The sequence below is a fragment of the Psychrobacter aquimaris genome (genome assembly GCF_016107525.1).
Classification (GTDB): Bacteria; Pseudomonadota; Gammaproteobacteria; order Pseudomonadales; family Moraxellaceae; genus Psychrobacter; species Psychrobacter aquimaris.
Window position 1 is genome coordinate 41,468 of record NZ_JABASR010000014.1, and the last position, 26,139, is coordinate 67,606.

Consider the following 26,139-nt stretch of genomic DNA (forward strand, 5'->3'; position numbering starts at 1 on the left):
CGGTGGATATGTTTTGATAAAGAATCAAGTTAAGCGTGTGATGGCGCGTGATGGTAGGCATCTGTCATTATAATCTTTAAAAGACCGGTTTTTAGTATACAATTTCAGTATACAAACCGTCACTTAAAGCACATTAATAGTCAGGTAAAGGGCTGCTGCCGATTTAAGAGTGACTTGTGAGTATGGTATTAGCTTGTGACAGTCAGGGGCATAATCCCCTACACTAATTGACGTAAAAATGATCTGATGATTCAGGGCTGGGTATTTGCATGCTTATTTCAGCGGAAAATTTGCTCAAATCTCAGTCCGTATTTTTAATTTTAGTATGTTCAATATCAGTACTGGTAACAGTATATATAAATGAAGCGCCGTATTCACTTGTGCTAACGCGGTAACATTAAGCATAAAAAATGAATATATAACCATGAGCGCTGGATAATAAATACATCTTCACTGCTTACGCTATACTGACTTTATAACACAGTATATTGGCAGTGTTATTACTCGTTTTACTAACAATAACTGGCTATTTATTTTAATTTTAAAACGTAGCTTTCGTTATATAGCAAGGAGTTCCAAATGGTATACCAAGGAAATCGCATCACGGTGACAATGCTAGAGGATGGCATCGCCAACATGCAGTACAACGCCGAAAATGAGAGCGTGAACAAGTTTGATGCTGAGACCAATAAGCAATTTGGCGAAGCGGTTACTGCTTTAGAAAAAGCTGACGACGTAAAAGGTTTGATCGTGACGTCAGGCAAAGGCGTCTTTATCGCCGGTGCTGATATCACAGAGTTTGTGGCTTCTTTCAAAAAATCAGAAAGCGAGATCAAAGATTGGGTCATTCATGTCAATGACGCTTTCAATCGTTTTGAAGACCTGCCATTTCCAAAAGTTGCTGCTATTAATGGCGCAGCGCTTGGCGGTGGTTGTGAGATGACTTTGGTTTGTGAATATCGCGTCATGAGCGACAAAGCCATCATCGGTCTACCAGAAACCCAATTGGGTATCTTCCCAGGTTTTGGTGGTACGGTTCGTACTACCCGTGTCATCGGTATCGACAATGCGCTTGAACTGATTGCGACTGGTACACCAAAGAAACCACTCGATGCACTAAAACTTGGTCTCGTTGATGCAACTGTACCTGCTGATGACTTGCAAGATGCAGCGATTGATCTGGTCAAAAAATGTATCTCAGGTGAGCTTGATTGGAAAGCGAAGCGTGAAGAGAAGCTGGTCCCTGTTAAGCTAAACCAGCTTGAGCAAGCGATGGCATTTAATAGTGCAAAAGGTATGATCTTTGCCAAAGCCAATCCTAAGCAGTACCCAGCGCCAGCAATCGCTATCGAGACAATTGAGAAGCACGTTAATTTACCACGTGATAAAGCGATTGAAGTCGAAGCTGCTGGTTTTGCGAAAGCCGCTAAAACCCCACAAGCAGAAAGCTTGGTTGGTCTGTTCTTAAATGATCAATTGGTTAAAAAGCTAGCGAAGCAGCACAGCAAAAAAGCACATGAAATCAATGAGGCGGCAGTACTTGGCGCGGGTATCATGGGCGGTGGTATCGCTTATCAGGCAGCTAGTAAAGGCTTGCCAATTATCATGAAAGATATCAAGTCTGAGCAATTAGACCTTGGTATGGGCGAAGCCAGTAAGCTACTTGGCAAAATGGTCGAACGTGGCAAGATGACCCCAGCAAAAATGGGCGAAACCTTAAGCCGTATCCGTCCAACGCTTAACTATGGCGACTTTGCTGAAACAGACATCGTCATTGAAGCCGTGGTAGAGAATCCAAACGTAAAGCGTGCGGTACTAAAAGAAGTAGAAGGCTTGGTTAAAGACGACTGCATCCTAGCGTCAAATACCTCGACCATTTCTATTACTTTCCTAGCTGAAGCGCTAGAGCGTCCAGAAAACTTCGTCGGTATGCACTTCTTTAACCCAGTACATCGCATGCCACTCGTTGAAGTTATCCGCGGTGAGAAATCTTCTGAAGAAGCCATCGCGACTACCGTTGCTCTAGCCTCAAAAATGGGCAAAGTGCCAGTTGTTGTTAATGACTGCCCAGGTTTCTTAGTCAACCGTGTATTGTTCCCATACTTTGGTGCCTTTGACTTGCTACTTAAGCAAGGTGCTGACTTTGCTCATGTCGATAAAGTCATGGAAAAATTCGGCTGGCCGATGGGTCCTGCTTATCTAATCGACGTGGTTGGTTTAGATACTGGTGTTCATGGTGCTGAAGTCATGGCAGAAGGTTTCCCTGACCGCATGAAGCCTGATTATAAAGGTGCGATTGAGCTTTTATATGAAAACAAACGCTTAGGTCAGAAAAACGGCGTTGGTTTCTATAAGTATGAGGTGGACAAGCGCGGCAAGCCAAAGAAAGTTGCTGATGAAGCCACTTACGAGTTGCTAAAAACCACGACTGATAGCGACAAGCAGACTTTTGATGATCAAGCCATCATCGACCGTACCATGCTAGCTTTCTGTAATGAAACTGTACGTTGCCTAGAAGACAACATCGTCAGCACGCCGTCAGAAGCCGATATGGCGATGATTATGGGCGTTGGTTTCCCACCATTCCGCGGTGGACCTTGCCGTTATATCGACCAAATGGGTCTAGATAACTACTTGGCACTGTGTGAAAAATATGCGTACCTTGGCAAAGCCTATGAAGCCCCGCAAAAAATTCGCGATATGGCAGCAGCAGGCGAGACCTTTTACGCTACCGCGTAACGGGCAGTCATTACTAGGATAAAGTGCCGTACGTTTGCTGTTGAGAGTGAGAGCGATTGAGTTATCTATACTCTTTAATGGCAATATTCTTTAATAGCAGATGTACGATTATAGTTAGTTTCATTTAATGTTAGTACAAGAAAATTGAGCGCAAATGTACCTATTGTACTTTGAAGCGAGATTGACGATGTAATAGCACTGAAGTGGACTGACTACACTGACAATAAAAATTGAAAAGGAAGATAGTATGACAGTTTTAAGTCCAAAAGACGTGGTCATCGTAGATGGCGTACGCTCAGCGATGGGTAAATCTAAAAACGGTATGTTCCGCCACGTTCGCGCTGATAGCTTGTCAGCTGAGCTAGTACGTGCCTTGGTTGAGCGTAACGACTTTGACCCACGTGACGTAGAAGACATCATCTGGGGCTGTGTTAACCAGACGCTAGAGCAAGGTCTAAACATCGGTCGTAACATCGGTCTACTAGCGGGTATTCCTAAGACTGCTGGCGGTCAAACCGTTAACCGTCTATGTGGCTCATCTATGCAGGCGCTACACACTGCCGCTGCGCAAATCATGACCAATCAAGGTGATGTTTTCATCATCGGTGGTGTCGAGCATATGGGTCACGTCGGCATGATGCATGGCGTTGATCTTAACCCTGAAGCGTCAAAGCATTACGCAAAAGCCTCAAATATGATGGGCTTGACTGCTGAAATGCTGGGTCGTATGAACAACATCACTCGTGAAGAGCAAGATGCCTTTGGTCTTGAGTCGCATCGCCGTGCATGGGCTGCGACGGTAGAGGGTCGTTTTGACAATGAAATCATTGGTATCGAAGGTCATGATGCTGCTGGTCGCTTACAACTATGTACCGTTGATGAAGTGATTCGTCCAGATGCGACAATGGAGCAAATGCAAAAGCTACGTCCAGCCTTCGATCCAAAAGGCGGCACAGTAACAGCGGCAACCTCATCTGCATTATCTGACGGTGCGTCAGCAATGCTAGTGATGAGCGCACAAAAAGCCAAAGATTTAGGTCTAAAGCCACGTGCTCGCATTCGTAGTATGGCTATTGCTGGTTGTGATGCCGCTATCATGGGCTACGGTCCAGTACCTGCGACTCAAAAAGCACTGAAGCGTGCTGGCATGAGCATCGATGATATTCAAACCATCGAGCTAAACGAAGCGTTTGCAGCGCAGGGCTTATCAGTCCTAAAAGCCTTGAACTTGACGGACAAGCAAGACATCGTCAACATCAATGGTGGCGCGATTGCTCTGGGTCATCCACTCGGATGTTCTGGTGCCCGTATCACAGTGACATTGCTAAATGCGATGGAGCAGTCTGATACTGAAATCGGTCTTGCGACTATGTGTATTGGTCTTGGTCAAGGTATCGCGACTATTATTGAGCGTGTTTAAATTTCAGAAATTTTAAATAAACTGATATTTGTTGATTAATATACTTTAGTATCTTGTAAAATAAGCGTCTCTAACTTAACGTTAGGGGCGTTTTTTTGTGCCCACAGTAAAATAATATAAGTGATTATGCTAAACCCTAGCATACCGTTATTGGTTGAGTAAAAAGGCTATCAAAATTAGAATTTGATTTACTATAAATGAATGGTGATAGTGTATGGATGATAATAATAAGCGAAGCCAGTATAGGTATAAGAATAAAAATAGAAGCAGAAATAGAGCAGGTAAGCAGGAGAGACGTAGAATTACTAAGCGTAAGGAGCAGAAACTCCAACGCACTAAAGGATCGACCAAAATAAAACTAAAGCAGGTGTTTTTTCCTTATTTGGGTTTGAGTATCCTGACCATTCTACTTTTCGGTGCTTTACGCTGGTTGCTTGATATTTATCTAGATGTTCTTCCTTTAAAGGAAGGCTACTGGAATTTTGGTATTCCTCTCCTTTTATCTATTTCAGTCGTTAGTATTTGGATGTGGCCGAGGTACGAGCTTCTGACTTTAAAGTGGGTTGAGCGTAGTAGTTCAGGCTACTTTTTTATAACGATGGTTTTAGCATTAGTGATACCGCTTGTTCTCAGCCAAAACTATTTGTCTAAAGCTGCCTACGAAGTTATTGAAGTAAATAGCTTGAATGATATTCGTCATTATCCAAAGCAAAAGTATTTCAGAGTAAATGATTTTGAGCCACTCAAATTAGAGAGCGTTTCTTATATAGAAACACAAGTAGTCAGTGGACGATATTTTGACTCAACATTGCATATTGATTATTACATTGCGACGCCATTTATAGCCGCTGAGAATATTTGGCTAGGTTCTAGCTACCACACGAAATACGATAATCGCGCAGACCAAAGTATTAAAGACAGTCAATACTCAGCGTTTATTAACGACTCGCGCCATAAGTACGAAGCCAAAGACCTCTCTAATATCAGCTACTTTAAGAAACTTAAATCATCAAATAGCAGAAATGCTTACTTACACACGATTTCTACGGCTAATAGGCAATCTAATTTGCCACACTTGGTATTAATGCCTGAAACAGGATTACTTACTGACAGTTTAGGTCGTGATTTCGTTTGGGGGTTTGGTTCGTTTTTTATTGGTATGGTGCTGTGCTTGTTGCTCGTTCTCGCAGCAGAGTTTGATAGTCAAGAAAAGAAGGACAAGCGAAAACGTATACCTATCAAAAAACAAAAGCAAGTAAAAAAACGAGCACCAGTAAGTGATCTATCAAAAAGCCTAGTAGTTTGGTTTAGAAGTAATAAAGAGCGACCTGCGACGTTGGTATTAATACTGACCTGTATAGGTACATTTATACTGACCTTATTCATGGGTATGGATATCATTGATCCTTTATCTAGACAGGTAAATAGTGTAGGTGGGTTAACGATGGACGCGCTGAAAGCTGGTAAGTATTGGCGGGTAGTGACATCGCTTTTTGTACATGTAGGAATTATGCATTTAGTAATGAGTCTAGGGATGCTTTTTGCGACAGGTTATATTTTGGAAAAACTATTGGGTCCTATACGTTTTACGATTGCGTTTTTTATATGTGGTATTTTCGCTAATGTTTTAGGGGTGCTATATTTTGATATGGATATGGCAGGTGTTTGGGGTGCTACATTTGGCTTGTTTGGTATCGCGATACCGTTGGTGGCCTTTAAAATTTTTAATAAAAAATATCGAGAGCTATTCGGCGGTACTATCGCTGCGATATTAATCATTACTTTAAACAGCATGTTCTTTGCATTTATAAACACGCTCAGTTATATGGTGTATTATCTTTTAACCTTATGTTTTGGCGTTGCTTTCGGTGTGGGCATGGTCATGACTCAAAAACAGTCTTTATTACGCAATGCTAGGCGTCATAATATATAGTGATTGGCTATTCATAATCAGAAACCTACGCTAAGCAGTATTAATCAAACGTGATGAATTGTTATTAATCATTATTAGAGACTATCTCCATTGACGCACTCAGTAAACTATGACTAAATGAGAGGAAGGCTAATAAAGACAATATCAATGATAAAATTAACATAGCTTTTAACAATAAAGTCCGCCGTACAAGGAGTGTGCCATGTCTACTATGATTACCGATCGTACCTATCGAATCGCTCGCGAAAATACCCAAGCGATGATAATTGATATTCAAGAACGCTTAACACCGCATATTTATGACCATGAAAATATCGTCAAAAAAGCAGTGACACTTATTAAAGGTCTACAAGCACTGAATATCCCTATTATGCTCAATGAGCAGTACAAAAAAGGGCTTGGCGATACGCTACCTGAGATACGCGAGGTATTAGAAGGCGATAACGCTAAAAGCTTTGAAAAGGTTACCTTTAGCGCTTGTGATAATAATGATTCGTGGCATTATTTAGCACAGCAAAATAGAAGTATTGTTTTACTGTTTGGGGTAGAGACACATGTCTGTGTACTACAAACGGCGCTTGATTTGCTAGATAATGGTATGCAACCTGTCATCATTGGTGATGCGGTCGGCTCACGTTTCCCTTATGATAAAAAGCAAGCGATTCGCCGTATTCGCCGTGCTGGTGGCGTGATTACCACGGTCGAAACCATTCTGTTTGAGTTATGCCGAAGTAGTCAAGACCCTGCTTTTAAAACCATTAGTAACTTGATTAAATAATCGTTTCCTATAGATTTAAAAAGATGGCGCTTAATACGATAAGCGCTATTTTTTTAGGCGTGCTGATAATTAAAGCAATAATCAGCAGTGCCAAGCTCGAATGTTCAACACGCCCTAGGGCATGTTGAACATTCAATCAATGAACATTTAAATGGGCTAAAAATGGCTAAAAATGGCTAAAAATGGCTAAAAATGGCTAAAAATGGCTAAATTTTGTCAAACATCGTCAAATAGCTTGGTCATCTCACGATATTAACGGCGCTATTTTCCTTGCTTAACTGCAATTTATCTCATTTTTATCACCATTTTTAAAATGAGGACACGCCCTAATGAACGGATATGTTTCGCTATGGATGTTGGTGTCTTCTATCATTTATCTCATAAAATGTATAATAGTGCCACTTTTGCGTAACGGTAAGATAAAGCGCGATCAATCCACTCGTTAAATGATAGAGATAGTTATGTCAGCAACTAAGCCCATGCCATTACCCAACCTAAACCTCGCCTCAAAAATTGATATTGACGATGTTACGCATTTTTTATTAGAGCTAGATGCTCTAAAACGCGTGAATCGCCGTAGTTACGTGACCGATACCGATCGCAGAGAAAACTCTGCCGAACATTCTTGGCATTTAGCGATGGCATGTTGGTCAATTGCTGAGCTGTTTGAGCTGGATTTCAATCATGAACAATTGCTAAAGATGGCACTGGTACATGATTTGGGTGAGATTGACGCTGGTGATACGTTCTTGTTTGCAAGTAGCCGTAGCATGGCACATGTTGAAGAACGCGCTGGCATCGCTAGACTGCAATCCGAGCGCGGTAACGGCATCGCGGCTTTGAGTGAGGTTTGGGAGGAGCAAGAAACTGGTAGCAGTAAAGAAAGCCAGCTGCTCAGAGTGGTTGATCGTTTGTTACCGTTTTTACTTAATCTCAATACTGAAGGAAAAACGTGGGTTGAGTCTCAGGTCACGTGCTCGCAAGTGGCTGGGGCGCTTGCTTTTATTAAATACAGCTTTCCTCCCATTCATAATTGGCTCTCACATAATATTGAATATGCCACCCAGCAAGGGTGGTTGGTTGATGCTTAAATAAAGCCATTATTTTGCCGTTTAAGTGTTTGCAAATATTCTGTATTTTTCAAATATTAAAGCATTCATAGTTAGCTAAATGAACGATTAAGTACATTACATAGAGAGGTCGTTAAATGAGAGTCACTGGCACTTATAAGGTTTTTGCTAAATCACTCGTCTTTATTGGCCTATTAAGTTTGGCGCAACTAACGCAGGCTGCCGAGCCTATTAGCAATGGTGATAAATTGGCAGGCGATGCCAAAAAACAAATCGGCATTACCACCAGCTATGATCCTGCTTACCGCAAGTTGGATTTTCCGCGTGGCGATGTGCCGATAGAAACTGGCGTCTGTACCGATGTCATTATTCGCGCCTATCGCTTGCAAAATATAGATCTACAGCAATTAGTCAACCATGATATGAAGTCAAATTGGTCGGCTTATCCAAAGAGTTGGGGGCTGAAATCAACCGATAAAAATATCGATCATCGCCGAGTGCCCAATCTTGAAGTGTTTTTTGCGCGTCACGCAAAGACATTATCGACGACTGATAAAGACAGTTTTCAAGCAGGGGATGTGGTGACGTGGCGATTACCGAATGGCAATTTGCCGCACACGGGCATCGTCTCCGATAAAGTCGCTGCGGATGGTACACCGCTGATTATTCACAATATCGGACGCGGCACGCAAGAAGAAAACATCTTATTTGCTTATCCTATTCTCAAGCACTTTCGTTATTAACCACTTTCGTTATTAACTACTATGCTGCGATAAAACAATTACCCACACTAAAAAGCTCAGCTAAGCATAAATTAGGATGCTGAACTGAGCTTTTTTGAGTCGTTAAATCGCTTGCCTATTGAGTGTTAGCGACACCCAGTAGTTGTCCCATTTTTACAACACTATTGGCCTTCATACTGTCTTGCCAATTGGCTTTTGCGCCTTTTGGCAGTATCACAATAGCGGTTGAGCCTAAATAAAAACGACCCAGCTCATCGCCTTTCTCCAAGCTTATATTGTGCTCAGATTCTTGAACATCATCAGTGCGAGCAATCTTACCGGTTGCTACCGTTTCGATACCAGCAACAATCATCGCCCCAACCATCACGACCGCTGCTTTGCCATATTCTGTATCAAATAAACAAACCAAGCGTTCATTACGCGCAAATAAGTCCGGCACGTTCGCCGCCGTCGTATTGTTGACAGAAAACAGCGTACCCGGTACATAACGGGTTTTGGTCAAAGTACCAGCGAAGGGCATATGTACACGGTGATAGTTACTAGGGGCAAGATACACCGTCGCAAAACTCCCATCCGCAAAATAGCGACCATCTTCACTGTCAGCAAGCAGTTGGCCCACGTCATAATAGCGACCTTTCGCTTGGAGCAATTTATGGTCGTCAATTTGACCCAATTGCGAGATAATACCATCGGCAGGACTGACGATACCATGAATAGTCATGTCGATAGGGCGCGCGTCTTCTTTTAGCTCACGAGTAAAAAAATCATTAAAGCTCTCATAGGCGTTGAGACTTTGGCGCTCATACTCGTCTAAGCTGACGTTGTAAGCTTTGGCAAAGCTACGGATAAACGTGCGTTTAACATAAGGGTGGCGGCTAGCGGCTAGACGCCCAGCAACTTTACTCAGTTGCTGCTGCGGGACAAGCTGTTGTAAAGTAGTGAATACATTCATAATGAGGCTACCAAAATAGGGTGTGATGTAATAATTAATAAGCAAGAGAATGGCCGTATTTTATCATGGACAGCGTCTTATTGTATGAGCATAATTGGTAAGGAATCCGTAAATGAAAGCACTTATACAGCGCGTACGCGGTGCTAGTGTCACCGTCGATGCGCAGTGTGTTGGTATGATTGAGCAAGGCATATTGGCTTATATTGGTTTGGGGCCTGATGACGATCTAAAAAGCGCTCAGCGAATGGTGGATAAAATCCTCACCTATCGTATTTTTGACAATGATGATGATCCTGCCAAGTACGGCAAACTGGATAAAAATGTCCAGCAAGTTGGTGGTGGATTATTATTGGTATCACAGTTTACGCTAATGGCAAAAACAGACAAGGGTCGTCGCCCAGACTTTGGTGGTGCGATGGCGCCCGATGCGGCTCAAGCATTGTTTGCGCAATTGGTTGCTTATGCCAACACGCAACACCCAAACGTGGCAACTGGTCAGTTTGGCGCTGATATGCAAGTGTCGAGCGTCAATGACGGGCCGCTAAACTTTTTATTAGAAGTGAATTGAGTGAACTAAATACTAGCCGTCACGAGAAATATGAATAGCTTAAAAGTTGAATGTCATTAAACTGTCATAATTACCCCGTTTAATAGGGAGCAGCAGGCGAGCATTTATCGCCTTTTTTGTCAGCCAAATGTGGTCCTCTAACACTGAGAATGCCGTATGTATAATGAGCAAATTTTGATTGTTGAAGATGAACCTGCGATTCGTGAAATGATCGTCATGACGCTAGAGATGGCGGGTTTTGATAGTTTGCAGGCAGCGGATGTATCTGAGGCGCACCAACAAGTGGTCGATCACCGCCCTGCGCTGATTTTGCTAGATTGGATGCTGCCCGGAGATAAAAGCGGCATTGATTTTTGCCGGTTGCTCAAAAACGATGAGCTACTTGCTGAGATACCAGTCATTATGTTGACAGCCAAAAGTGAAGAGGACAGCAAGGTGCATGGCCTCGATGCTGGTGCTGATGATTATATGACTAAGCCTTTTTCGACACGTGAGTTGATATCCAGAATCAAAGCAGTATTGCGGCGTAGTAACGCGCTCAGTAGCGATAAACCTATCGAAATCGGCAAGCTGAGCCTTGATCCCAAAAGTCAGCGGGTGACAGCGGCTGGTAAAGTGGTTGATGTCGGACCTACGGAGTATCGATTATTGGCATTTTTCATGAGTCATCCAGAGCGTGCCTATACGCGAACGCAGCTGCTGGACCAAGTATGGGGCGGTAATGTATATATCGAAGATAGAACCATTGATGTTCATATCAAACGATTGCGGACATTACTACGACCGCATCAATGTGATACGTTGATACAGACAGTGCGTGGGACAGGCTATCGATTTTCTAGCTTTATTGAACCAATTTGACTGACGGTTTCTATTCGCTATAAAAGCAGCATGTTAATCGCAGCACAGTGAAAAACAGCGAATAGTGATAAGGATGATGAATGAACACCCTAATATCGGCTCAAGGCGACCAACAAGATAAGTCAGTACTGGCGACTCAGCAGAATACAACGGATCAACTCAAAAAAATTAGGAGCGCACTACGCGCATTGCGTGATGCAGTGGTTTTGCTCAATGACAATGATGGGCTTGAATGGTGGAATCAGGCCGCTGAAGATTTATTGTTGTTACAGTTGTCAGATAAAGGTAAGTGCATTTTTGACTTTATTAGCGCGCCTGAATTTCTTCAGTACTATCAGGCGACAACGAACTCTAACGATGAGGTTCAGGATGGTGTGCACATTGTCTCGTGGCGTGAGCCCAAGCGTTATCTAAAGTGTGAGCTCACGCCTTTTGGTGATGAGAAGCTGCTTATCATTTATGATGTGACGCGCTTGCATCATTTGGAGGAGATGCGCCGCGACTTTGTGGCGAATGTCTCGCATGAGTTACGCACACCGTTGACCGTCATGATGGGCTATCTGGAAAATTTTTCGGATCAGCCAGATATGCCGCCGCATTGGAAGCGCGGGTTTGAGCTGATGAGCCAACAGACTGCGCGTATGAATAGAATTGTGAATGACTTATTGCTGTTATCTCGCATCGAAATCGAAGAAACCCATGAGCTCAGTTATATTGACATGACCAAGCTGCTGACCCATGTCTATGATGATGCGCAAGCGTATAACCAAGAATATGGACATACCATTCACTTGCAGATAGACACTTATGACGGACTGTATGGCTCAGAGATGTATCTAAATAGTGCGCTCTCCAATCTGGTGATTAATGCTATCAAATACACGCCCAAGGGCGGTAATATCGCCATTAGCTGGACAAGAACATCAGAAGGTTGTCGATTTGCCGTTGAAGATAACGGTATTGGTATTGCGCCTGAGCATATCACACGGTTAACAGAGCGTTTTTATCGTATTGATAAAGGTCGTAGTCGGGCGACCGGCGGTACAGGGCTAGGTTTGGCAATCGTTAAACACGTCTTATATCAGCATGAGGCTAATCTGAAAATTGAATCAGTAGAAGGGGTTGGCTCGACGTTCAGTATGGTATTTCCAGCTGCCCACGTTAGATCAGCTGCGATACCTTAATTTTTTTGTAAAAGTGGATAGGGGTTCACTGCACTGCCGCTGATATAAATACCGTAATGCACATGTGGTGGCGTGCCTTTTGCATTACCACTGTCGCCGACATAGCCGATGATATCACCAGCATCGACCCAGTCGTTCAGGCTAATATCTGCATAATCCTCCAAATGCGCATAATAATGACCTGCGCCGCCTGGTCCAACCACGACCACCACACGACCGCCTAATGTATTTTCACCAACTTTGCTGACGATGCCTTGTGTTGTGGATTGTATCGGTGTGCCTCGTGCGGCAAAGATATCGATACCTTCATGACTGCGCCCTTGACTGCGTGCAGCGCCCCATGTATCTGTTAGATGTTGTTCTGGAAGTGGACTGGGTAAGCTGTTTTCCGTCGGTAGTTCTTGCTGTAATAAACTGAGCTGTTGCCATTTTGCTATCACAAATGACTGAGTTTGCTGGCTGATACTGGGTAATAGCCTATCAAATACAAATAATAGCATCAACAATACAGCCGCCTTAATGAGCACACTGAGTACACGACTTAAAAAGGTTGGCTTCTTCTTTGGTTTCGATTGCGGGTTATTGCCATCTGCTAGCATCGATTTCTCTTTAGTTTTTTGCATGGACTTCAATTGATATTATATAAGTGAAGTTGTCTATTCTTTGTATACCATTGTTATCTCTGGTTTTTATCCCCATAAATATAACGTTTCTTTTAAAGTTTACGTGTTTTTAAAACGTTATATAAAATACCAATGTTGCTATCTATTGTTGCTCTCCATGGCTGAATCTTTATGACTGACACTGCGCTGATTATCGATACCGAAACCGACCAAGGTCGTGATCCGCGTCCGATTCAAGTGGCGACTATTAATGTGGTGACGGGTTTTGAGTGGATGAAGTACTTTAATAGTGGTCGTTCGATATCACCAGTCGTGATTAAAATTCACGGCATCACCGATGATGGTGTTGCCGATCTTGAGCGCTTCGATTTAGAGGCGTTTGAGTTGCCGCAGTATTTGATCGGTCATAATGTCCGCTTTGATTGGCGAGTGATTGGCAGTCCGTCTGCTAAGCTGATTTGTACCGTGAGACTCGCGCGTGCCGCCTTTCCAGAATGGAGCGCTTACGGTCAGTCCAAATGTATCGAGCAATTATTAGGCAAAGAACAAGCATGTAAGATGACGATTGCCGCTCATGATGCGCTGGGTGATGCGCGTATGTGTTATCTGCTTTATCAGGCGTGCTGCGAGCGCCTAGCAATTGCACCGACGGATTTTGCTGCTGTCCATGCTATCGCCAATAAAGCCAATCCAGTGAGCAAAATGCCCTTTGGTAAACATAAGGGTACGCTGATCAAAGACGTGCCAATCAGCTACGTAAAATGGATGCTGGGTAATATTCATAATATGCAGCCGTCACTGTATTCTGCATTAAAAAAGCGTATAGAAGCAGAAAAAATTAAAAGTGCTGAGTAATAAAGAACTCATCTACAAATTCTGAGTTTTCATCTAAATAAACAATGTAAGTAGCTACAACATCACTTTCTTTAATTAAATTCGTTTTTAATCTGTTTACACGAATATTATAAAGTTTAGTTTCGATATTGTCTTCAATTTCCCAAATACTATTAGATAATGCTTCCAACTTATAAGGTAAATCAAAAAGCTTGGGATCGTTATTTAGAAATAAAGTATCTAAACACGAATTTGCTACTTTAATAAATTGCGTATGCTTTTGCATAAAGTATCCTATTCATCTTTACTAAACCAGTCTACTGCCATTTGCCAAAGCTCGGGCGCTTTAGCATTGGTTTTACTGCTAAAGTAGCGCATGTGACCGATATGATTTAATCCGAAATCTTCAGGATTCAAAAACCGCTTTTCGATTGGCATGTTCGTAAATACCCGTATCATGTCATCCATGTTTTCGCTATTGGCGATATCATCATCGCTAAAGCCAAGCCATAATGCTGGCATGCCAAGCTCATCATAAAAATGGGTATGAATGCTTTTGCCAAAAGCGGTCTTGATATAGCCTGCGCCATTGCCGAGCCACGCCGCGTGGTAGCGGCTCGCCCATACCAATTTTATCTGACGGCGTGTACCCTAACATCAAGTTAGTGAGTGGAATAAAGGCATCCATAAACCCCATCGCTTTGAGTTTATAGGGCATGTCCATATTTCTGATACGACCTGATGAGCAAGCGACATTGAATACTGAAGCGAGTGTACTATAATTTGGCATCAAACCAATCAGCTGACCGCCCGCACTATGAGCAATTACATGATAAGTAGCGTCGGCAAATTCGTCTTGCAACGCATCAAGGACGGCTGGCATGTCATGGCGACCCCAACTGATTAAAGAGGCATCGCATTTAGCCAATTCAGACGACAGCGATTCACCGATGCCTTCATTGTCAAAGGTTAGTACACCAAAGCCATTTTCTGCTAAGTGAGTGGCAAAATTGTGATAAAACTGGCGTTTGATACCTGTTGCTGGTGCTATCATAACTGCTATTTTCACCTCATTTTTAGGACGATAGACAGTCGCTGCCAGTGCTCGATTGCGCTCAGTCATGATGCTCAGTGAATAAGTATCCGTTTGATGCTGTTTATTTTCCATGGTTTAACCTTCATATTTTTATGGTTTTTTGCGGTATGGAGTGGCTATTTATTTGCAATTATTTATCAATAATCCGTTCTTAAAATGTAGTCATTACGTAGTGATAAACAGCTTAAATAAGCTGATAGCCACCTGATAGCATCGCTTATGTTAAGATAAATGCTGGTAAGCAAGGCGCTCAATTGTGACTTCCAAGTTCTATGCTATTTATCTTGGGTGATACTATCCATCAGGGTTTTAACGAGTATTTAACAAAAAACAATCGATATAAAAATTAAGGAAGCTATATGCAAATGAAAATTAATAATGACACTTATGAAGTCATTACCAGTCAAGACATTACCAATATTGAAAAAGCAGTAGATAAATCAACATTAACGATGCCGTTGGTAGCGGTTTATTGTGGTTCGCGTTTGGGCAATAATGAAGTCTACGAGCAGGCAGCCCGCGAGCTGGGTAGTGCGCTCGCCGACAATGGCATGGGTTTGGTGTACGGCGGTGCGAGCATCGGGCTGATGGGTGCCGTTGCAGATGAGGTGATTCAAGGCGGCGCGCAAGCGGTCGGTGTGATTCCAACCTTTATGCTCAAGCACGAAATTGCCCATGAGCAGCTGACTCGTCTGCATTTAACCGATACCATGCACACCCGTAAAACCGTGATGGCAGAGTACGCAGATGCCTTTATTACCTTGCCGGGTGGGCTTGGAACATTGGAAGAAATTATGGAAATCGCCACGTGGCGTCAGCTATATCAACATGAAAAACCGATGATTATTCTGAATATTAATGGTTTCTATGATCGTATGATCGAGCACTTAAAATATACGGCTGACCAAGGTTTTATGAAGCAAGAAGATTTGGAACGTTTGGTGGTATGTAACACGATTAACGAAGCCATTGACCTATTAAAAACAGTCGTAAAAATAGACGATGCAGTCGATACCGAAAAAATGGCTGGTAGTTAAGAGCACATATTTTTATTTATAAATGCTTTTATCTATAAATGCTTTATCCATAAAAAAGGAGAGAAGGGCTGATTGTTAGCCGTTCTCTCCTTTTTTTTCAATTTTTAATAGAACGTTTGTTAAATCTCAGTAGCACTTGAATCATTATCAACGTTTAAATCATCTAAAGGTGTCTCATCAATACCGTGATTCACATCAGCCATAGCTAATGGAAAGCCGCGTTGCTCAGCGAGTGTGCGCGCGACTTCATCAATTGCCACGCTATCGTGTTTTGTCAAATACGCCCACTCATGAGCATAACGATTGCGATTGGCTGGCGTGTCATGATCAATTAAGCCAAGTTCAGTCAATTCATCAACGATTTGATCGGCAGCAATCAAGGTCGATGAGGCTTTGACGTTTTCTGCACGTGCATAGCGAATATTAGAGTACAAGCTCACATCAGCCACTCGCAGCGTATCGTCTTGACCGGGTATTTGCTGCCCACCATATAGCGCGTTACCGACCGTACGTGCGCTATGGAAAGTCGGTACAAACTCAGCCACATAATCAATCGCTTGCTGACTACGTGCTTGTAACGGTGCTTTATCCCAGCCATCTTCGATGTAGTGTACATACTGCGGCGGCAATTTAGGTTGGGCACTGTTTTTGCTCGAGGCGACCAAGCCATCATCGAATAGCGTGATAAATTTACTCATGCCATGTATTTGAAAGTAACCACCGGGATAAGGCGTGAGTTGTGCCATGCCTTCTGGCGTACCACGACTGCCATAAACGATAATCTCTGGTATCTGTCCGCCAGTATCATCCCAGTGGGTGATATAAGAAGATTTAAACTCGACCATACGCGTGACTTTTACCCCAACCATGTCGTCGATGACGCCAGTACGAAAACCGCAAGCGTTGATTAGGTAATCCACTTCGATAGATTCAGTTGTATTTTTGGTCTCAGATTCGGTTGCAAGCTTAGTTTTAGAGCTGGCAGCTTGCTGATAATCAATACGCCATTTAGTGACGTGGTGGTCAGCGTTTGAGCAATTCTCACAATCGACCGGCATGACTTGCTTAACCTGCGTATCTGTAAAGACGTGAGCATGCTCATAATCTGCTAATGCTAATTGCGCAGAGGCTGCCAAGCGAAAAATATTCCAGCCATATTCTTGCACGACAATCAGTGGAAACTTGACTTTATTTAAGTCTAAATACTTAGCGACTGGTATCAACCATTCATCAACCGACTGCGGCACGGTGACTTGCTCACGTTCAGACAGCGCAATGAGTTGCTCATGACTATAAAGCTGATAGTAGTTTTCAGGTTCGCCCAACACTTTGTTATTGGCATCTTCGGCGATAAGCTTACGATACGCATCGGTCAAGATATCAAGACGTGGTAGCAAGTCTTCTGGCAAGCCCTCATCGCGGGTTGGCACGGCAAATACCGTCGGGCGAACATCGATGGTATAAGGATAAAGGCGCAGTATATCGATACATTGTTTGAGGAGAGCCACACAATCTTCATCAGGAATTTCGCGGTATAGATTGCCGCCAGCATGCAAGTGGCACATCGGTGGGCCATCAATCAGCGATTTGTTTTTTTCAAATACATAAGTTTCAAGCCCCAATGCCGCAAGGCGAATAGCAATGGTTGCGCCTGCCGTACCACCACCAAGAATACCGACGCGTTTGGCAGAGTGCGCTTGGTTTTTCACTGGGTTTTTAATGAAAGAGTGAGTCATTGTCGTTGTTATATCCTTAATAGCATTTACAGCAGGTCATGCTCGGTGTATTTGTTAAATGTTTTATTCTAAAAATCTAATTTTAAAAATTTTGTTCTAATGGATCTTGTTCTAAGCCGTTTATAACTATTGATATGCGTGCAAAGTGCATCAAGTTCAATATGTATATGAAGCCGCAACGGTCATATTTGTCATTGTGTAGTAATTCTTAATATCTATAGGGGTATTCTACGAAAAATGATAACTAATATGATGGCAAATACGTAAGTAGATACGTGAGTTTTGTCAATGGATGGCTATGGCGCTTGATAGCAGTAACTGTGCCAATTTATCCAATTTGTAAATTTATAGATGGATAGAAACGACTGCGCTGTTGCATATGCTATATTAAAACTGCTTGAAGTCAGTGCTGTGTTTTTTTGCCGCTTAAATCGTCAAACGATGAAAAAAATCTAAATAGAAATTTATGATGACAATCACAATGACAAGGAAGTTATTATGAAACGTATGCTTATGTTATCGGCTCTCACCGGTGTTTTGGCGCTTACTGGTTGTTCAACACTAAATAATATGGTCGGTAAGGATGATTCTGGCATGCATGATGTGCAAGCCACCAATAAAAACACCGCACCCGTCGCAAGTAAAAACGGCATGTTAGTCGATGCTAGCAATCACATGACCTTATATACCTTTGACAAAGACGCGATGAATAAATCAGAGTGCGGTAGCGCCTGTCTGCTCGTTTGGCCAGCATTTATGGCACCGAGTAATGCCAAAGCATCAGGGCAGTTTGCGGCGTTCCAACGCGAAGATGGCAAGTATCAATGGGCGATGAATGGCAAGCCTTTATATTTCTATGCCAATGATACAAAGGTGGGCGATAAAGATGGCGACAATAAACTTGGCGTTTGGCATATCGTCAAAATCAAGTAAAGCAACCCTATTATGTAGTGAAGTTAAAGACGATTAGCATCAAAAAAGCAGCCATTGTAATGGCTGCTTTTTTATTGGCTTGAGCGAATGGTTAGACTAGTAAAATAAAGCTATCAAACTTCTGCCAAGGCTTCCGCTTGCTCAGTCTCCAAGATGCCTTCTTTCGCAGGCTCTTTTCTATATAGAGGGAAAAAGTCTGAGCGTAAATCATTTTCAGTAAACCAGCTATCGGCGACTAACGCTGCGTATTTTGTTGGATTTACGACGAGTCTATAAGTCTTGAATAATAACTCTTGTGAGCTAAACCCTTTTTTATACTCGTATAAAGAATCTAGATTGGAGCCTACACCGCCACCAAGGTGTAGCAATTTATAATGATTGGTTCTGCCCCAATCACGAGCCACATGAGTAATGAGTTTGGAAGGTTGTAGATGTGTATAGGCGTTGAGCGTGCCTCCAAGATGGAACTGCATAATGCCCGATTCTTTGCAGATCGTGTAGATAGATGAACCAATGGCTTTATTATCTTGATAGGCAGTTATCAGTAGTATTCTGTCTTGCAGATTTTCGAGCAAATTAAAAAAATAATCATCATCAAAAAAGTAGTACTGGTCGGCCTTCACATGCGCCATCGTTTCTTTATAAATGTTAGAAAAGACCACCGCACTTTCTCTGGTTAAACGCTCAATTTTTGTCACGACATCCATTTTTAAGGCTTTTTTGATACCTCTGCGATGACGATTCTGAGTCTCACTCCAGTGCTCTTCTTCAGATTTACTCAAGTCAGACATCAATGTCAATCCATGAGTGAGTGCTTTGCCGACCGTTGGCAGCCACTCTTTATTGATGATTGGATGCAATCGCATAAATAAAGACACGCAACCTTTTGCCAAGAGAAAGGCTTTTACTTCTGCCAATATTATGTCCAACTCAGCATCAGTTAGAGACTTATCCATCACAGGACCGCCGTAACCATAAGTGGACGTGGCATCCCAATGCTCTGAATCAATTTCCCGTATGATGATAGGCAAGAAGATCTTTTTATTGTTGTAAGTGGCAATCACACCTTGAGGAGTTCCTTTATCTACAATAGCTGATGCAGCAATCCAACCAGATAAATGATAAATATCAAAGTGGTAGTCGGCGATATCTTGATCCCATTCGGTATTTATCTCGGTAAAGTCTACCTGTACTGTATTCATCTTTCTGCTCCCTCAGCGCTATGTGTTATATTCGTAAATCCGTATATATGAATATAACAATAAAACTTGAGGTTAACAAGCAAATGGAACGTATTTATGCGATTTATTAAATATATGCCAACAACAATAAAGGAGTGGCTGCAATATCGTCAAAAAAGCAGCCATTTGGTGGCTGCTTTTTTTAAATGTTTGGAGGGGGTAGGCTTTTTTTCTGCTGCTAAAATCAGCGCTATTTTATTTTTTTGTCGTATTGACTTTTTTCTCTACCAGTTCACCATCGATTTGGATAGGGACATTGGTGGTGATACCATCCGCGAAAGCAGTCATACCATAGGCTGCGCGATCGATATTACCCGTTGCGCGGAAACCGATAACAGGCTCTTTGGTAAGAGGGCTGTTAGCGATTTTATTTAAAGTCACATCTAGCGTTAGTGGTTTGGTCTGACCCAGCATAGTAAAGTCACCTGTGACCTTGGCTTGTTGCGGATTTATAAATTTCACGTTGGTTGATTTAAAGCTCATGGTTGGATATTTGGCGACGTTAAAAAATTCAGCCTTTCTTAAATGCTCATCACGTGCATCCCAATTGGTATCGATACTATCAGTTGCGATGGTGAAATTCATATTGGTTTTACTGGGTGCTTTGACATCATAATTTACGACCCCTTTGACGTCATTAAAATGACCCATTGTGGTCGAAAACCCTAGATGATTGACAGAAAACCCAACACGAGTGTGCGAGTTATCTAATTGCCATTGGCTAGGTAAAGCCGCACTTGCAACAGTAGTGAGTGCCAGTGCTGAGCTGATAAGAAGTGCTTTTGCGCTATTTTTCATAACAGTATTCATCATGATATTGTCCTTATTGAATTGAATGTTCGTTAATAGTGGATGCTTGATTAATGAGGCCAAGTAGAACGGTATCCATCATCATTTATAGATGATGAATATTAAAAATTAACTATTAAATTAATCTAAAGTAAATATATCTATTGATTATTTTAACTAACTTAATATTATACTAATATCATGTGTGTGTCTCAACAGAATAGAGGTTTTGGTGACAACTTATCACATATATCACTCACAACTGCTGCTTGCGTCGAGTGATAAAAACCGTTAAAATCGCGGTTTGATTTTCCCGCTGGGGAAAGGCTAAGTGAGCAGAGGAGTGGTGTTGGGTGCTGGAATAAGCCAGTGACGCAGCTGCCATACTTATAAATGTCCTTAGTGCCTCAGTTACGTATGTCATGACTGGTTTGACACATCGTCTAAGATGGTGTTCAAGAGCGTCATATATACATCGGACATAGAGAGTTTATTATGCGTAAAGATATCCATCCTAATTACCAAGAAGTTTTATTCCATGACACTAACGCTGACGTGTTTTTCTTAACTCGTTCAACGGTTAAGACTAAAGCGACTCGTGAATATGAAGGTACAGAATATCCATACTACCCACTTGATATTTCAAGTGCGTCGCATCCATTCTATACTGGCGAGCAGCGTAAAACTTCTACTGAAGGCCGTGTTGCTAGCTTCAACAAACGCTTTGCTGCGTTTGGTGGCCGTAACAAGAAAGCTGCTGATTCTGCTGAATAATTTACCCTTATGGTGTAAATGTATTTCGCTAAGCAATAAAAAACCGCTGAGTAATCAGCGGTTTTTTTTGTTTAAATTTTAGAAGTAGGACAAGTGCCTGTGCTAAACAATTTCCCTCACTAGGCTAATCGGTAAACGATGCAGTGGGCGCATCTAACAACTGTATAATCAACTCCGATAATTGCTGCGCCCAATAACCATACATGAGGCTACTGGGGTGGAAACCGTCACTGGCAAACATCACCTTGATATCGATTGGTGTACCATTAGCATGCTCTTCTATCATCCGTGGAAAATCAGTTGCCATATAAGTGACACGGTCATCAGCCGCACATACTTGTTGCAATATTTTATCAAGGATAGAGGCTTTAGCACCAACAAAGTTATTCAATGGTGCAGGTATCGCAGGCATTTGTGCCATCGGTGGTAAGCTTAAAAAAATCAGCTCTTGTACACCAAATTTACGCTGAGCGATAGCGATAATGTCCTCAATTTGCTGTTGCCATTTATCCACAGAGACTTTGGATGTGGTGTCGTTAACGCCGACACTTAGCACCATCATATCAACAGGCTGGCTAGGCGCGGGTAGGACATAAAGCCTACGCAAGATATCAAAGCTGGTATGCCCCGTTGTCGCTTGCAATGACCAGTTCAGTGTATCAAACTGGTTTTGGATAGCAGACTGCTGCGTCAAAACAGGAATTAAGTTACCGACAAGAGCCTCTTGCTGCGTCTCACTACCGACGCCAGCCGCCGCCGAGTCTCCAACAATCATTAGATTTAATGTCTGCTTGCGCGCATCTTTTGGCGACTCAAGCACGTTACTTAATTGAACTTGCCCATGCCTTTCTCCATTGGGTTCAGGTAGACGTACCGTATCACGCTTAATTTTGCGACCTTGATAAAGATATACAGGGGCAAGCAGTACATCTCTTGCCACTGAGGCTATTTTATAGGTATTTACCATCCTGCACGCTCCCGAATCGTGGTGAGATTGTCTTCAATTAATAATTTACCATCCACATAAATATCACGCAGTAAGTTGTCTGTGTCTGCAGATAGATCTTCAGCCTTGATGGTTTTTAGCTGTCCATTGTTGTTTTTAACCAAAGCCAAACGTCCTTTCTTTGAGCGTTTTGAGCGGCTGGTAATAGGGTCTTTATAGATGTCTTTCCATATGCCATTGATAGAGATAGCACTGGCTTTCATTGCCCAGCTCATGGTATCGCGGTTGACTTGCTGTAATAAACCGCCGCCCATACCAAATGTCACATTATCTGCGCTAAAGCCTGCTTTCATGACCACATCAATGATCTTACTTAAGCTTTGCGGACTGATACCATCTCCTTGGATAACACGTACATAATCAGGCAGCACTTTATAACCTTTACTATTAATCGTCGTTCCAAATTTGACTGCCAAGCGCTCCAAGGCTTCGCGAACCACTTTGGCAGGCTCGCCACTATCGGGTCTGATGACTAGCGTCCCACCCATATTTTTTACATCATCTTTTAAGCTACCACCCCAAATATTATCGATGGCGTTCCATAAGTCATAGCTGTCAGAGACCACTGAAAAACTCTTACCTGCACCACCAAACTGCTCAATCATATTGGCAAAAGCAGCTGTTTCGCCATCACGACCCCATGCGGTCATGGTGCTATGCTCAGCGGCGGGGATAGAAAAGGCAGGCATGTCTTTATCCATGTGATACCAACGGCTGGCAGCGACCAACGCTGTCATCGAATCGGTACCAGCAAAATTCACCAAATGCGCTAAGCTGCCGAGCGCGACAGATTCTTGACTAGATGCTCCGCGTGAGCCGAAATCATGCAAACGAAAAGTGAGTGATTCGGTATTGTCTGCTGATTTTTCCAGCGCTTGACGAATGATGCCTTTGCAATAGTGTGAAACGCTTGCAACGGTTGATGGATACCAAATGGCACGAAGCAAGGCAGTCTCGATATAGCTTGGTAGCCAGTAAAACTCAGGATCGGTATTGATAATTTGGCAGACGACATTGGATACTGGAACGATGCTGCCTTCAGGGATGGCTTCGATACGTAGTGGTAAATAACCGCCATGTTTATCAACCAAACGCTCCCAGCCAGCACGGTTAAAGGTTAAACCATGTGCTTGAATGAGCATTTCGGCTTCATCGATGTCTTGATGAGTGATTGGCGTGCTTAGATATTCTTTAATAAAGGCTTGTAGACCAAAAAATACCACATCGTAATTGCCTTTACGTGCCTCAATGTAGCTCGATAGATATTCACTACCGCTTGGATATTGCACCCAATGTGAGGTTTTATAGCTGTCACTATTTAAGATCAAATTATTTAAATTGCTGGTGTACATCACAGAACTCCTCTGCTTTGAGATGCCGCAGCTGCTTTAATGAAAGAACAGTTGCGGCGGTTAGCCCTTGCTGTCTATCAGCTGGGGCATGGAAAACTATTAATAGAAGACGAGATAGTCGTCTGATAAAATCCTACAAACCAACCATTTTGGTAATAATCGCATAATGGTCTTCAAACATCATGGTGGCATCAAGCTCAGCTAGTGGTAGCCAAAAAGCTGTGGCTGCATCGTCGCTGCCTTTTACTTTCGGCAGACCTTTTGGATCATTTTTAAGCTGAAAATAAAAGGCTTGGGTAATCGTACGACCACGTGCTGAGCGATATGGGTCGTCAAAGGTATGCTGACTATGACAAGAGCCGCGCAATACTGGCTCAGGGACTTTTAGGCGAGTCTCCTCACGTAGCTCACGGATGCAGGCATCGAATAATGTCTCTTTTGGATTTAAAAAGCCGCCTGGTAATGCCCATAGCCCGCGCCCTGGCATGCTGCGGCGCTCAACCAATAGAATATGTCCTGACTGGACAATTAGTGCGTCTGCTGTCATAAAGGTTGGTGGATAAGGCGCTGATTCCCATTGTCTTTTATATTTATCAATAAAGTCCGCTTCTTCGTGCAGATTTTGATATTCGTCTGTCTTTTTGAAATCGTTCAGAACCTTGCGCGTCGATTCAGGGGTACGCTCAGGGGTCGGGGTCGCGCCCATTAGATAGCTATCACGAATAGGGGTGGCGGATAAGTTGTGATAGTTCGGCACTGAGACGGATGCCCAGTTGGGGAATAGCGATAAATAATACGAGGAGCTGTCTTTGGAATGACCAATCAAGCCGATATCAGTTTGCAAATCACCAGTGACAGATTTCACCCCTGCTTGCACATACTGTAGCCAGCGCGTGTCGTTGTAGAGCGCATCATCTAGACCAACGCAGTGAATACGTGCCGCTTCTGCTGCTGAATACGCGCCCTTAATCATCGCAGCACGCTCAGCGACGCTAAATGGATTGCGTAAACTACGCGGTAAGTTAGCAGAGCCTATCAACATAATGACATTATCAGCACGCTTCAATGCTTCGTCGATCACCGCCTTATGTCCACGATGGAAGGGCTGGAAACGCCCAATGAAAACCAAATAACGATAGTGTTTATTGTTTTTAGCTGAACTTTGCTCTGATGATTCGCTCATATACGCCACTTTCCTACTACGGATATTTCATTGGTTAAAATTTATTGAGTAAAAAGTAATGACGCCAATACTGACACAGCCTATCACTCGCTGACAAGTATAAAGATGTTTAGGGGTGTATCCTTGGTAGGCATTATTTGCATTTAGTCTGCTTGATAAATAATAGAGCTGTCTTTATATAGAGGGTAGCTTATCGGTCATTATACCAACAATGCCTAATCTACTGATTAGTAGCGCCATTAAAAAAATCAATGACAACCATTTGCAACGGTCGCGGTTCAATTCATAGTAGCGCGGTCGGAATTACTGCCTGATTCAGGTATAATGACCATTATAGACGGATTAGAATTTATGACCATTGCTGTCAGTGCATTACAATAATAAACCTCAATCACTGATGGCTCTCAAACTGATATAAGCCGTAAAAATTTTAAAAATCCAAATTCACGACACAGTAGCCATGACAAATATAGCGTTTGTGTCATAACGCATAGGACATATTATGAGTGAGCACAACCAAGCTGAAAGCCAACTAGACCAGTCAGCAGACTATGAATCAGCGCTAGATACTGAGCAAACTGAAGCAAAAAGCAATATTACTATTACTGAGTCAGCCCAAGGCTACTTAGCAGATTTGTTATCCAAGCAGGATACGGATGGTATCGGTGTCCGTATTTTTGTTGAACATCCGGGCACACCGCGTGCTGAGTGCTGTATGGCTTATAACCAACCTGGCGAAGAGGACAGCGCTGATTTGCGTTTTACGTATGACAGTTTTTCTGCCTTTATCGAAGCGGCGTCAGTTCCTTATTTAGAAGACGCGGTGATTGATTATAATAAAGACCGTTTTGGTGGTCAGCTGACCTTCCGCGCGCCAAATTCTAAAGTACCTAAAGTGGGTGCGGATGCCAGTGTCGAAGAGCGTATCAACTACGTCTTGCAGTCAGAGATTAACCCTGGCTTAGCGGCGCATGGCGGTGACGTACAGTTGCTTGAGTTGATTGATGAAGAAGGCGTTGGTCTGACTGCCGTACTAAAATTTGGCGGTGGTTGCCAAGGGTGTTCAGCCGTTGACATGACCTTACGTCAAGGCGTTGAAGTGCAACTTAAGCAGCAAATACCAGAGTTGACGCAAGTCATTGATGAGACGGATCATACCCGTACTGAAAACGCTTACTATAAATAAAAAATGACTTTATGATTAAAAGCTAAATAATCGTCATAAATCTGACAAGTCTACCAATGGTTTTGTCGCTTATGAATTTCTGTCATTAAGCGATGAATAAT

The 26,139-nt window shown here is 42.7% G+C and carries 25 protein-coding genes; 14 read left to right on the forward strand and 11 right to left on the reverse strand.

The features are described from left to right. The first annotated feature begins 579 nt into the window (after positions 1-579). The 6 genes from fadB (at position 580) to JFC10_RS12335 (ending at position 8,683) form a co-directional block, all read left to right on the forward strand. On the forward strand, positions 580-2,739 hold the full coding sequence (fadB, locus tag JFC10_RS12310) for a fatty acid oxidation complex subunit alpha FadB (RefSeq protein ID WP_198333066.1): 2,160 nt from the start codon (positions 580-582) through the stop codon (positions 2,737-2,739). 247 nt (positions 2,740-2,986) lie between these two features. Then, positions 2,987-4,159, forward strand: a complete 1,173-nt coding sequence (gene fadA / locus JFC10_RS12315) for an acetyl-CoA C-acyltransferase FadA (RefSeq protein WP_198333067.1) — start codon at positions 2,987-2,989, stop codon at positions 4,157-4,159. Positions 4,160-4,373: 214 nt separating this feature from the next. Then, on the forward strand, positions 4,374-6,092 hold the full coding sequence (locus JFC10_RS12320; RefSeq protein ID WP_198333068.1) for a rhomboid family intramembrane serine protease: 1,719 nt from the start codon (positions 4,374-4,376) through the stop codon (positions 6,090-6,092). A gap of 202 nt (positions 6,093-6,294) precedes the next feature. After that, positions 6,295-6,870, forward strand: coding sequence for an isochorismatase family protein (locus JFC10_RS12325; protein ID WP_193011973.1), 576 nt, complete (start codon positions 6,295-6,297; stop codon positions 6,868-6,870). A 461-nt stretch (positions 6,871-7,331) separates the two neighbouring features. After that, positions 7,332-7,961 carry an HD domain-containing protein gene (locus JFC10_RS12330; protein ID WP_227685953.1) on the forward strand — a complete coding sequence of 210 codons (630 nt, stop codon included), beginning with the start codon at positions 7,332-7,334 and terminating at the stop codon, positions 7,959-7,961. A gap of 116 nt (positions 7,962-8,077) precedes the next feature. Further along, positions 8,078-8,683 carry a DUF1287 domain-containing protein gene (locus JFC10_RS12335; protein ID WP_198333070.1) on the forward strand — a complete coding sequence of 202 codons (606 nt, stop codon included), beginning with the start codon at positions 8,078-8,080 and terminating at the stop codon, positions 8,681-8,683. Between the two features lie 115 nt (positions 8,684-8,798). On the opposite strand, the gene asd is transcribed toward JFC10_RS12335, so the two are convergent. Further along, the gene (gene asd / locus JFC10_RS12340) at positions 8,799-9,635 is read right to left on the reverse strand and encodes an archaetidylserine decarboxylase (protein ID WP_198333071.1); all 837 of its coding nucleotides are present in this window, start codon (positions 9,633-9,635) and stop codon (positions 8,799-8,801) included. 112 nt (positions 9,636-9,747) lie between these two features. Between asd and dtd the strand changes: the two genes are divergently transcribed. The 3 genes from dtd to phoR all read left to right on the forward strand — a co-directional run bounded on the left by dtd (position 9,748) and on the right by phoR (position 12,248). Further along, a complete protein-coding gene (gene dtd / locus JFC10_RS12345; RefSeq protein ID WP_198333072.1) occupies positions 9,748-10,203 on the forward strand; it encodes a D-aminoacyl-tRNA deacylase in 456 nt (151 codons plus the stop codon). Between the two features lie 156 nt (positions 10,204-10,359). Beyond that, complete coding sequence (phoB, locus tag JFC10_RS12350) at positions 10,360-11,064, forward strand: phosphate regulon transcriptional regulator PhoB (RefSeq protein WP_193011963.1); 705 nt, start codon at positions 10,360-10,362, stop codon at positions 11,062-11,064. 80 nt (positions 11,065-11,144) lie between these two features. After that, positions 11,145-12,248, forward strand: coding sequence for a phosphate regulon sensor histidine kinase PhoR (gene phoR, locus JFC10_RS12355; RefSeq protein ID WP_198333073.1), 1,104 nt, complete (start codon positions 11,145-11,147; stop codon positions 12,246-12,248). Here phoR and JFC10_RS12360 read toward each other — a convergent pair. Further along, on the reverse strand, positions 12,245-12,847 hold the full coding sequence (locus JFC10_RS12360) for a M23 family metallopeptidase (RefSeq protein ID WP_198333112.1): 603 nt from the start codon (positions 12,845-12,847) through the stop codon (positions 12,245-12,247). The genes phoR and JFC10_RS12360 overlap by 4 nt on opposite strands. A 195-nt stretch (positions 12,848-13,042) precedes the next feature. On the opposite strand from JFC10_RS12360, the gene JFC10_RS12365 reads away from it, so the two are divergent. Beyond that, entirely contained in the window at positions 13,043-13,726 is a 684-nt protein-coding gene (locus JFC10_RS12365; RefSeq protein ID WP_198333075.1) for a putative quorum-sensing-regulated virulence factor, read from the forward strand. Here JFC10_RS12365 and JFC10_RS12370 read toward each other — a convergent pair. Genes JFC10_RS12370 through JFC10_RS12375 form a run of 3 tightly spaced genes read right to left on the reverse strand, consistent with a single transcriptional unit; the run spans position 13,710 to position 14,873 of the window. Next, on the reverse strand, positions 13,710-13,991 hold the full coding sequence (locus JFC10_RS12370) for a hypothetical protein (protein ID WP_198333077.1): 282 nt from the start codon (positions 13,989-13,991) through the stop codon (positions 13,710-13,712). The genes JFC10_RS12365 and JFC10_RS12370 overlap by 17 nt on opposite strands. Before the next feature lie 8 nt (positions 13,992-13,999). Beyond that, positions 14,000-14,227: a hypothetical protein gene (locus JFC10_RS15045; protein ID WP_265089984.1), complete on the reverse strand. Its 228-nt coding sequence runs from the start codon at positions 14,225-14,227 to the stop codon at positions 14,000-14,002. Between the two features lie 10 nt (positions 14,228-14,237). After that, complete coding sequence (locus tag JFC10_RS12375) at positions 14,238-14,873, reverse strand: alpha/beta hydrolase family protein (protein ID WP_265089983.1); 636 nt, start codon at positions 14,871-14,873, stop codon at positions 14,238-14,240. Between the two features lie 287 nt (positions 14,874-15,160). Between JFC10_RS12375 and JFC10_RS12380 the strand changes: the two genes are divergently transcribed. Beyond that, positions 15,161-15,838, forward strand: a complete 678-nt coding sequence (locus JFC10_RS12380; RefSeq protein ID WP_193011955.1) for an LOG family protein — start codon at positions 15,161-15,163, stop codon at positions 15,836-15,838. Between the two features lie 119 nt (positions 15,839-15,957). On the opposite strand, the gene JFC10_RS12385 is transcribed toward JFC10_RS12380, so the two are convergent. Continuing rightward, a complete protein-coding gene (locus tag JFC10_RS12385) occupies positions 15,958-17,574 on the reverse strand; it encodes an FAD-dependent oxidoreductase (RefSeq protein WP_198333079.1) in 1,617 nt (538 codons plus the stop codon). A gap of 498 nt (positions 17,575-18,072) precedes the next feature. On the opposite strand from JFC10_RS12385, the gene JFC10_RS12390 reads away from it, so the two are divergent. Beyond that, a complete protein-coding gene (locus JFC10_RS12390; RefSeq protein ID WP_198333080.1) occupies positions 18,073-18,507 on the forward strand; it encodes a COG4315 family predicted lipoprotein in 435 nt (144 codons plus the stop codon). A 113-nt stretch (positions 18,508-18,620) separates the two neighbouring features. Here the strand turns inward: JFC10_RS12390 and JFC10_RS12395 are convergent, their stop codons facing one another. Both JFC10_RS12395 and JFC10_RS12400 read right to left on the reverse strand, forming a co-directional pair. Continuing rightward, entirely contained in the window at positions 18,621-19,709 is a 1,089-nt protein-coding gene (locus JFC10_RS12395; RefSeq protein ID WP_198333081.1) for a peptidoglycan bridge formation glycyltransferase FemA/FemB family protein, read from the reverse strand. Positions 19,710-19,943: 234 nt separating this feature from the next. Next, entirely contained in the window at positions 19,944-20,561 is a 618-nt protein-coding gene (locus tag JFC10_RS12400) for a YceI family protein (protein ID WP_198333082.1), read from the reverse strand. A gap of 471 nt (positions 20,562-21,032) precedes the next feature. On the opposite strand from JFC10_RS12400, the gene JFC10_RS12405 reads away from it, so the two are divergent. After that, positions 21,033-21,311 (forward strand): type B 50S ribosomal protein L31, encoded by a 279-nt coding sequence (locus tag JFC10_RS12405; protein WP_193011946.1) that lies wholly within the window; start codon positions 21,033-21,035, stop codon positions 21,309-21,311. 124 nt (positions 21,312-21,435) lie between these two features. Here JFC10_RS12405 and JFC10_RS12410 read toward each other — a convergent pair whose 3' ends face one another. From JFC10_RS12410 to JFC10_RS12420, 3 genes are all read right to left on the reverse strand, one after another. Then, a complete protein-coding gene (locus JFC10_RS12410; protein ID WP_198333083.1) occupies positions 21,436-22,278 on the reverse strand; it encodes an SGNH/GDSL hydrolase family protein in 843 nt (280 codons plus the stop codon). Further along, positions 22,272-23,669 (reverse strand): nicotinate phosphoribosyltransferase, encoded by a 1,398-nt coding sequence (locus JFC10_RS12415; protein WP_198333084.1) that lies wholly within the window; start codon positions 23,667-23,669, stop codon positions 22,272-22,274. Before JFC10_RS12415 ends, JFC10_RS12410 begins: the two co-directional genes overlap by 7 nt. Positions 23,670-23,802: 133 nt before the next feature. Next, positions 23,803-24,852 (reverse strand): bifunctional nicotinamide-nucleotide adenylyltransferase/Nudix hydroxylase, encoded by a 1,050-nt coding sequence (locus tag JFC10_RS12420; RefSeq protein WP_198333086.1) that lies wholly within the window; start codon positions 24,850-24,852, stop codon positions 23,803-23,805. A gap of 502 nt (positions 24,853-25,354) precedes the next feature. On the opposite strand from JFC10_RS12420, the gene nfuA reads away from it, so the two are divergent. Beyond that, positions 25,355-26,038, forward strand: coding sequence for a Fe-S biogenesis protein NfuA (gene nfuA / locus JFC10_RS12425; RefSeq protein ID WP_193011937.1), 684 nt, complete (start codon positions 25,355-25,357; stop codon positions 26,036-26,038). Positions 26,039-26,139: the final 101 nt, after the last annotated feature.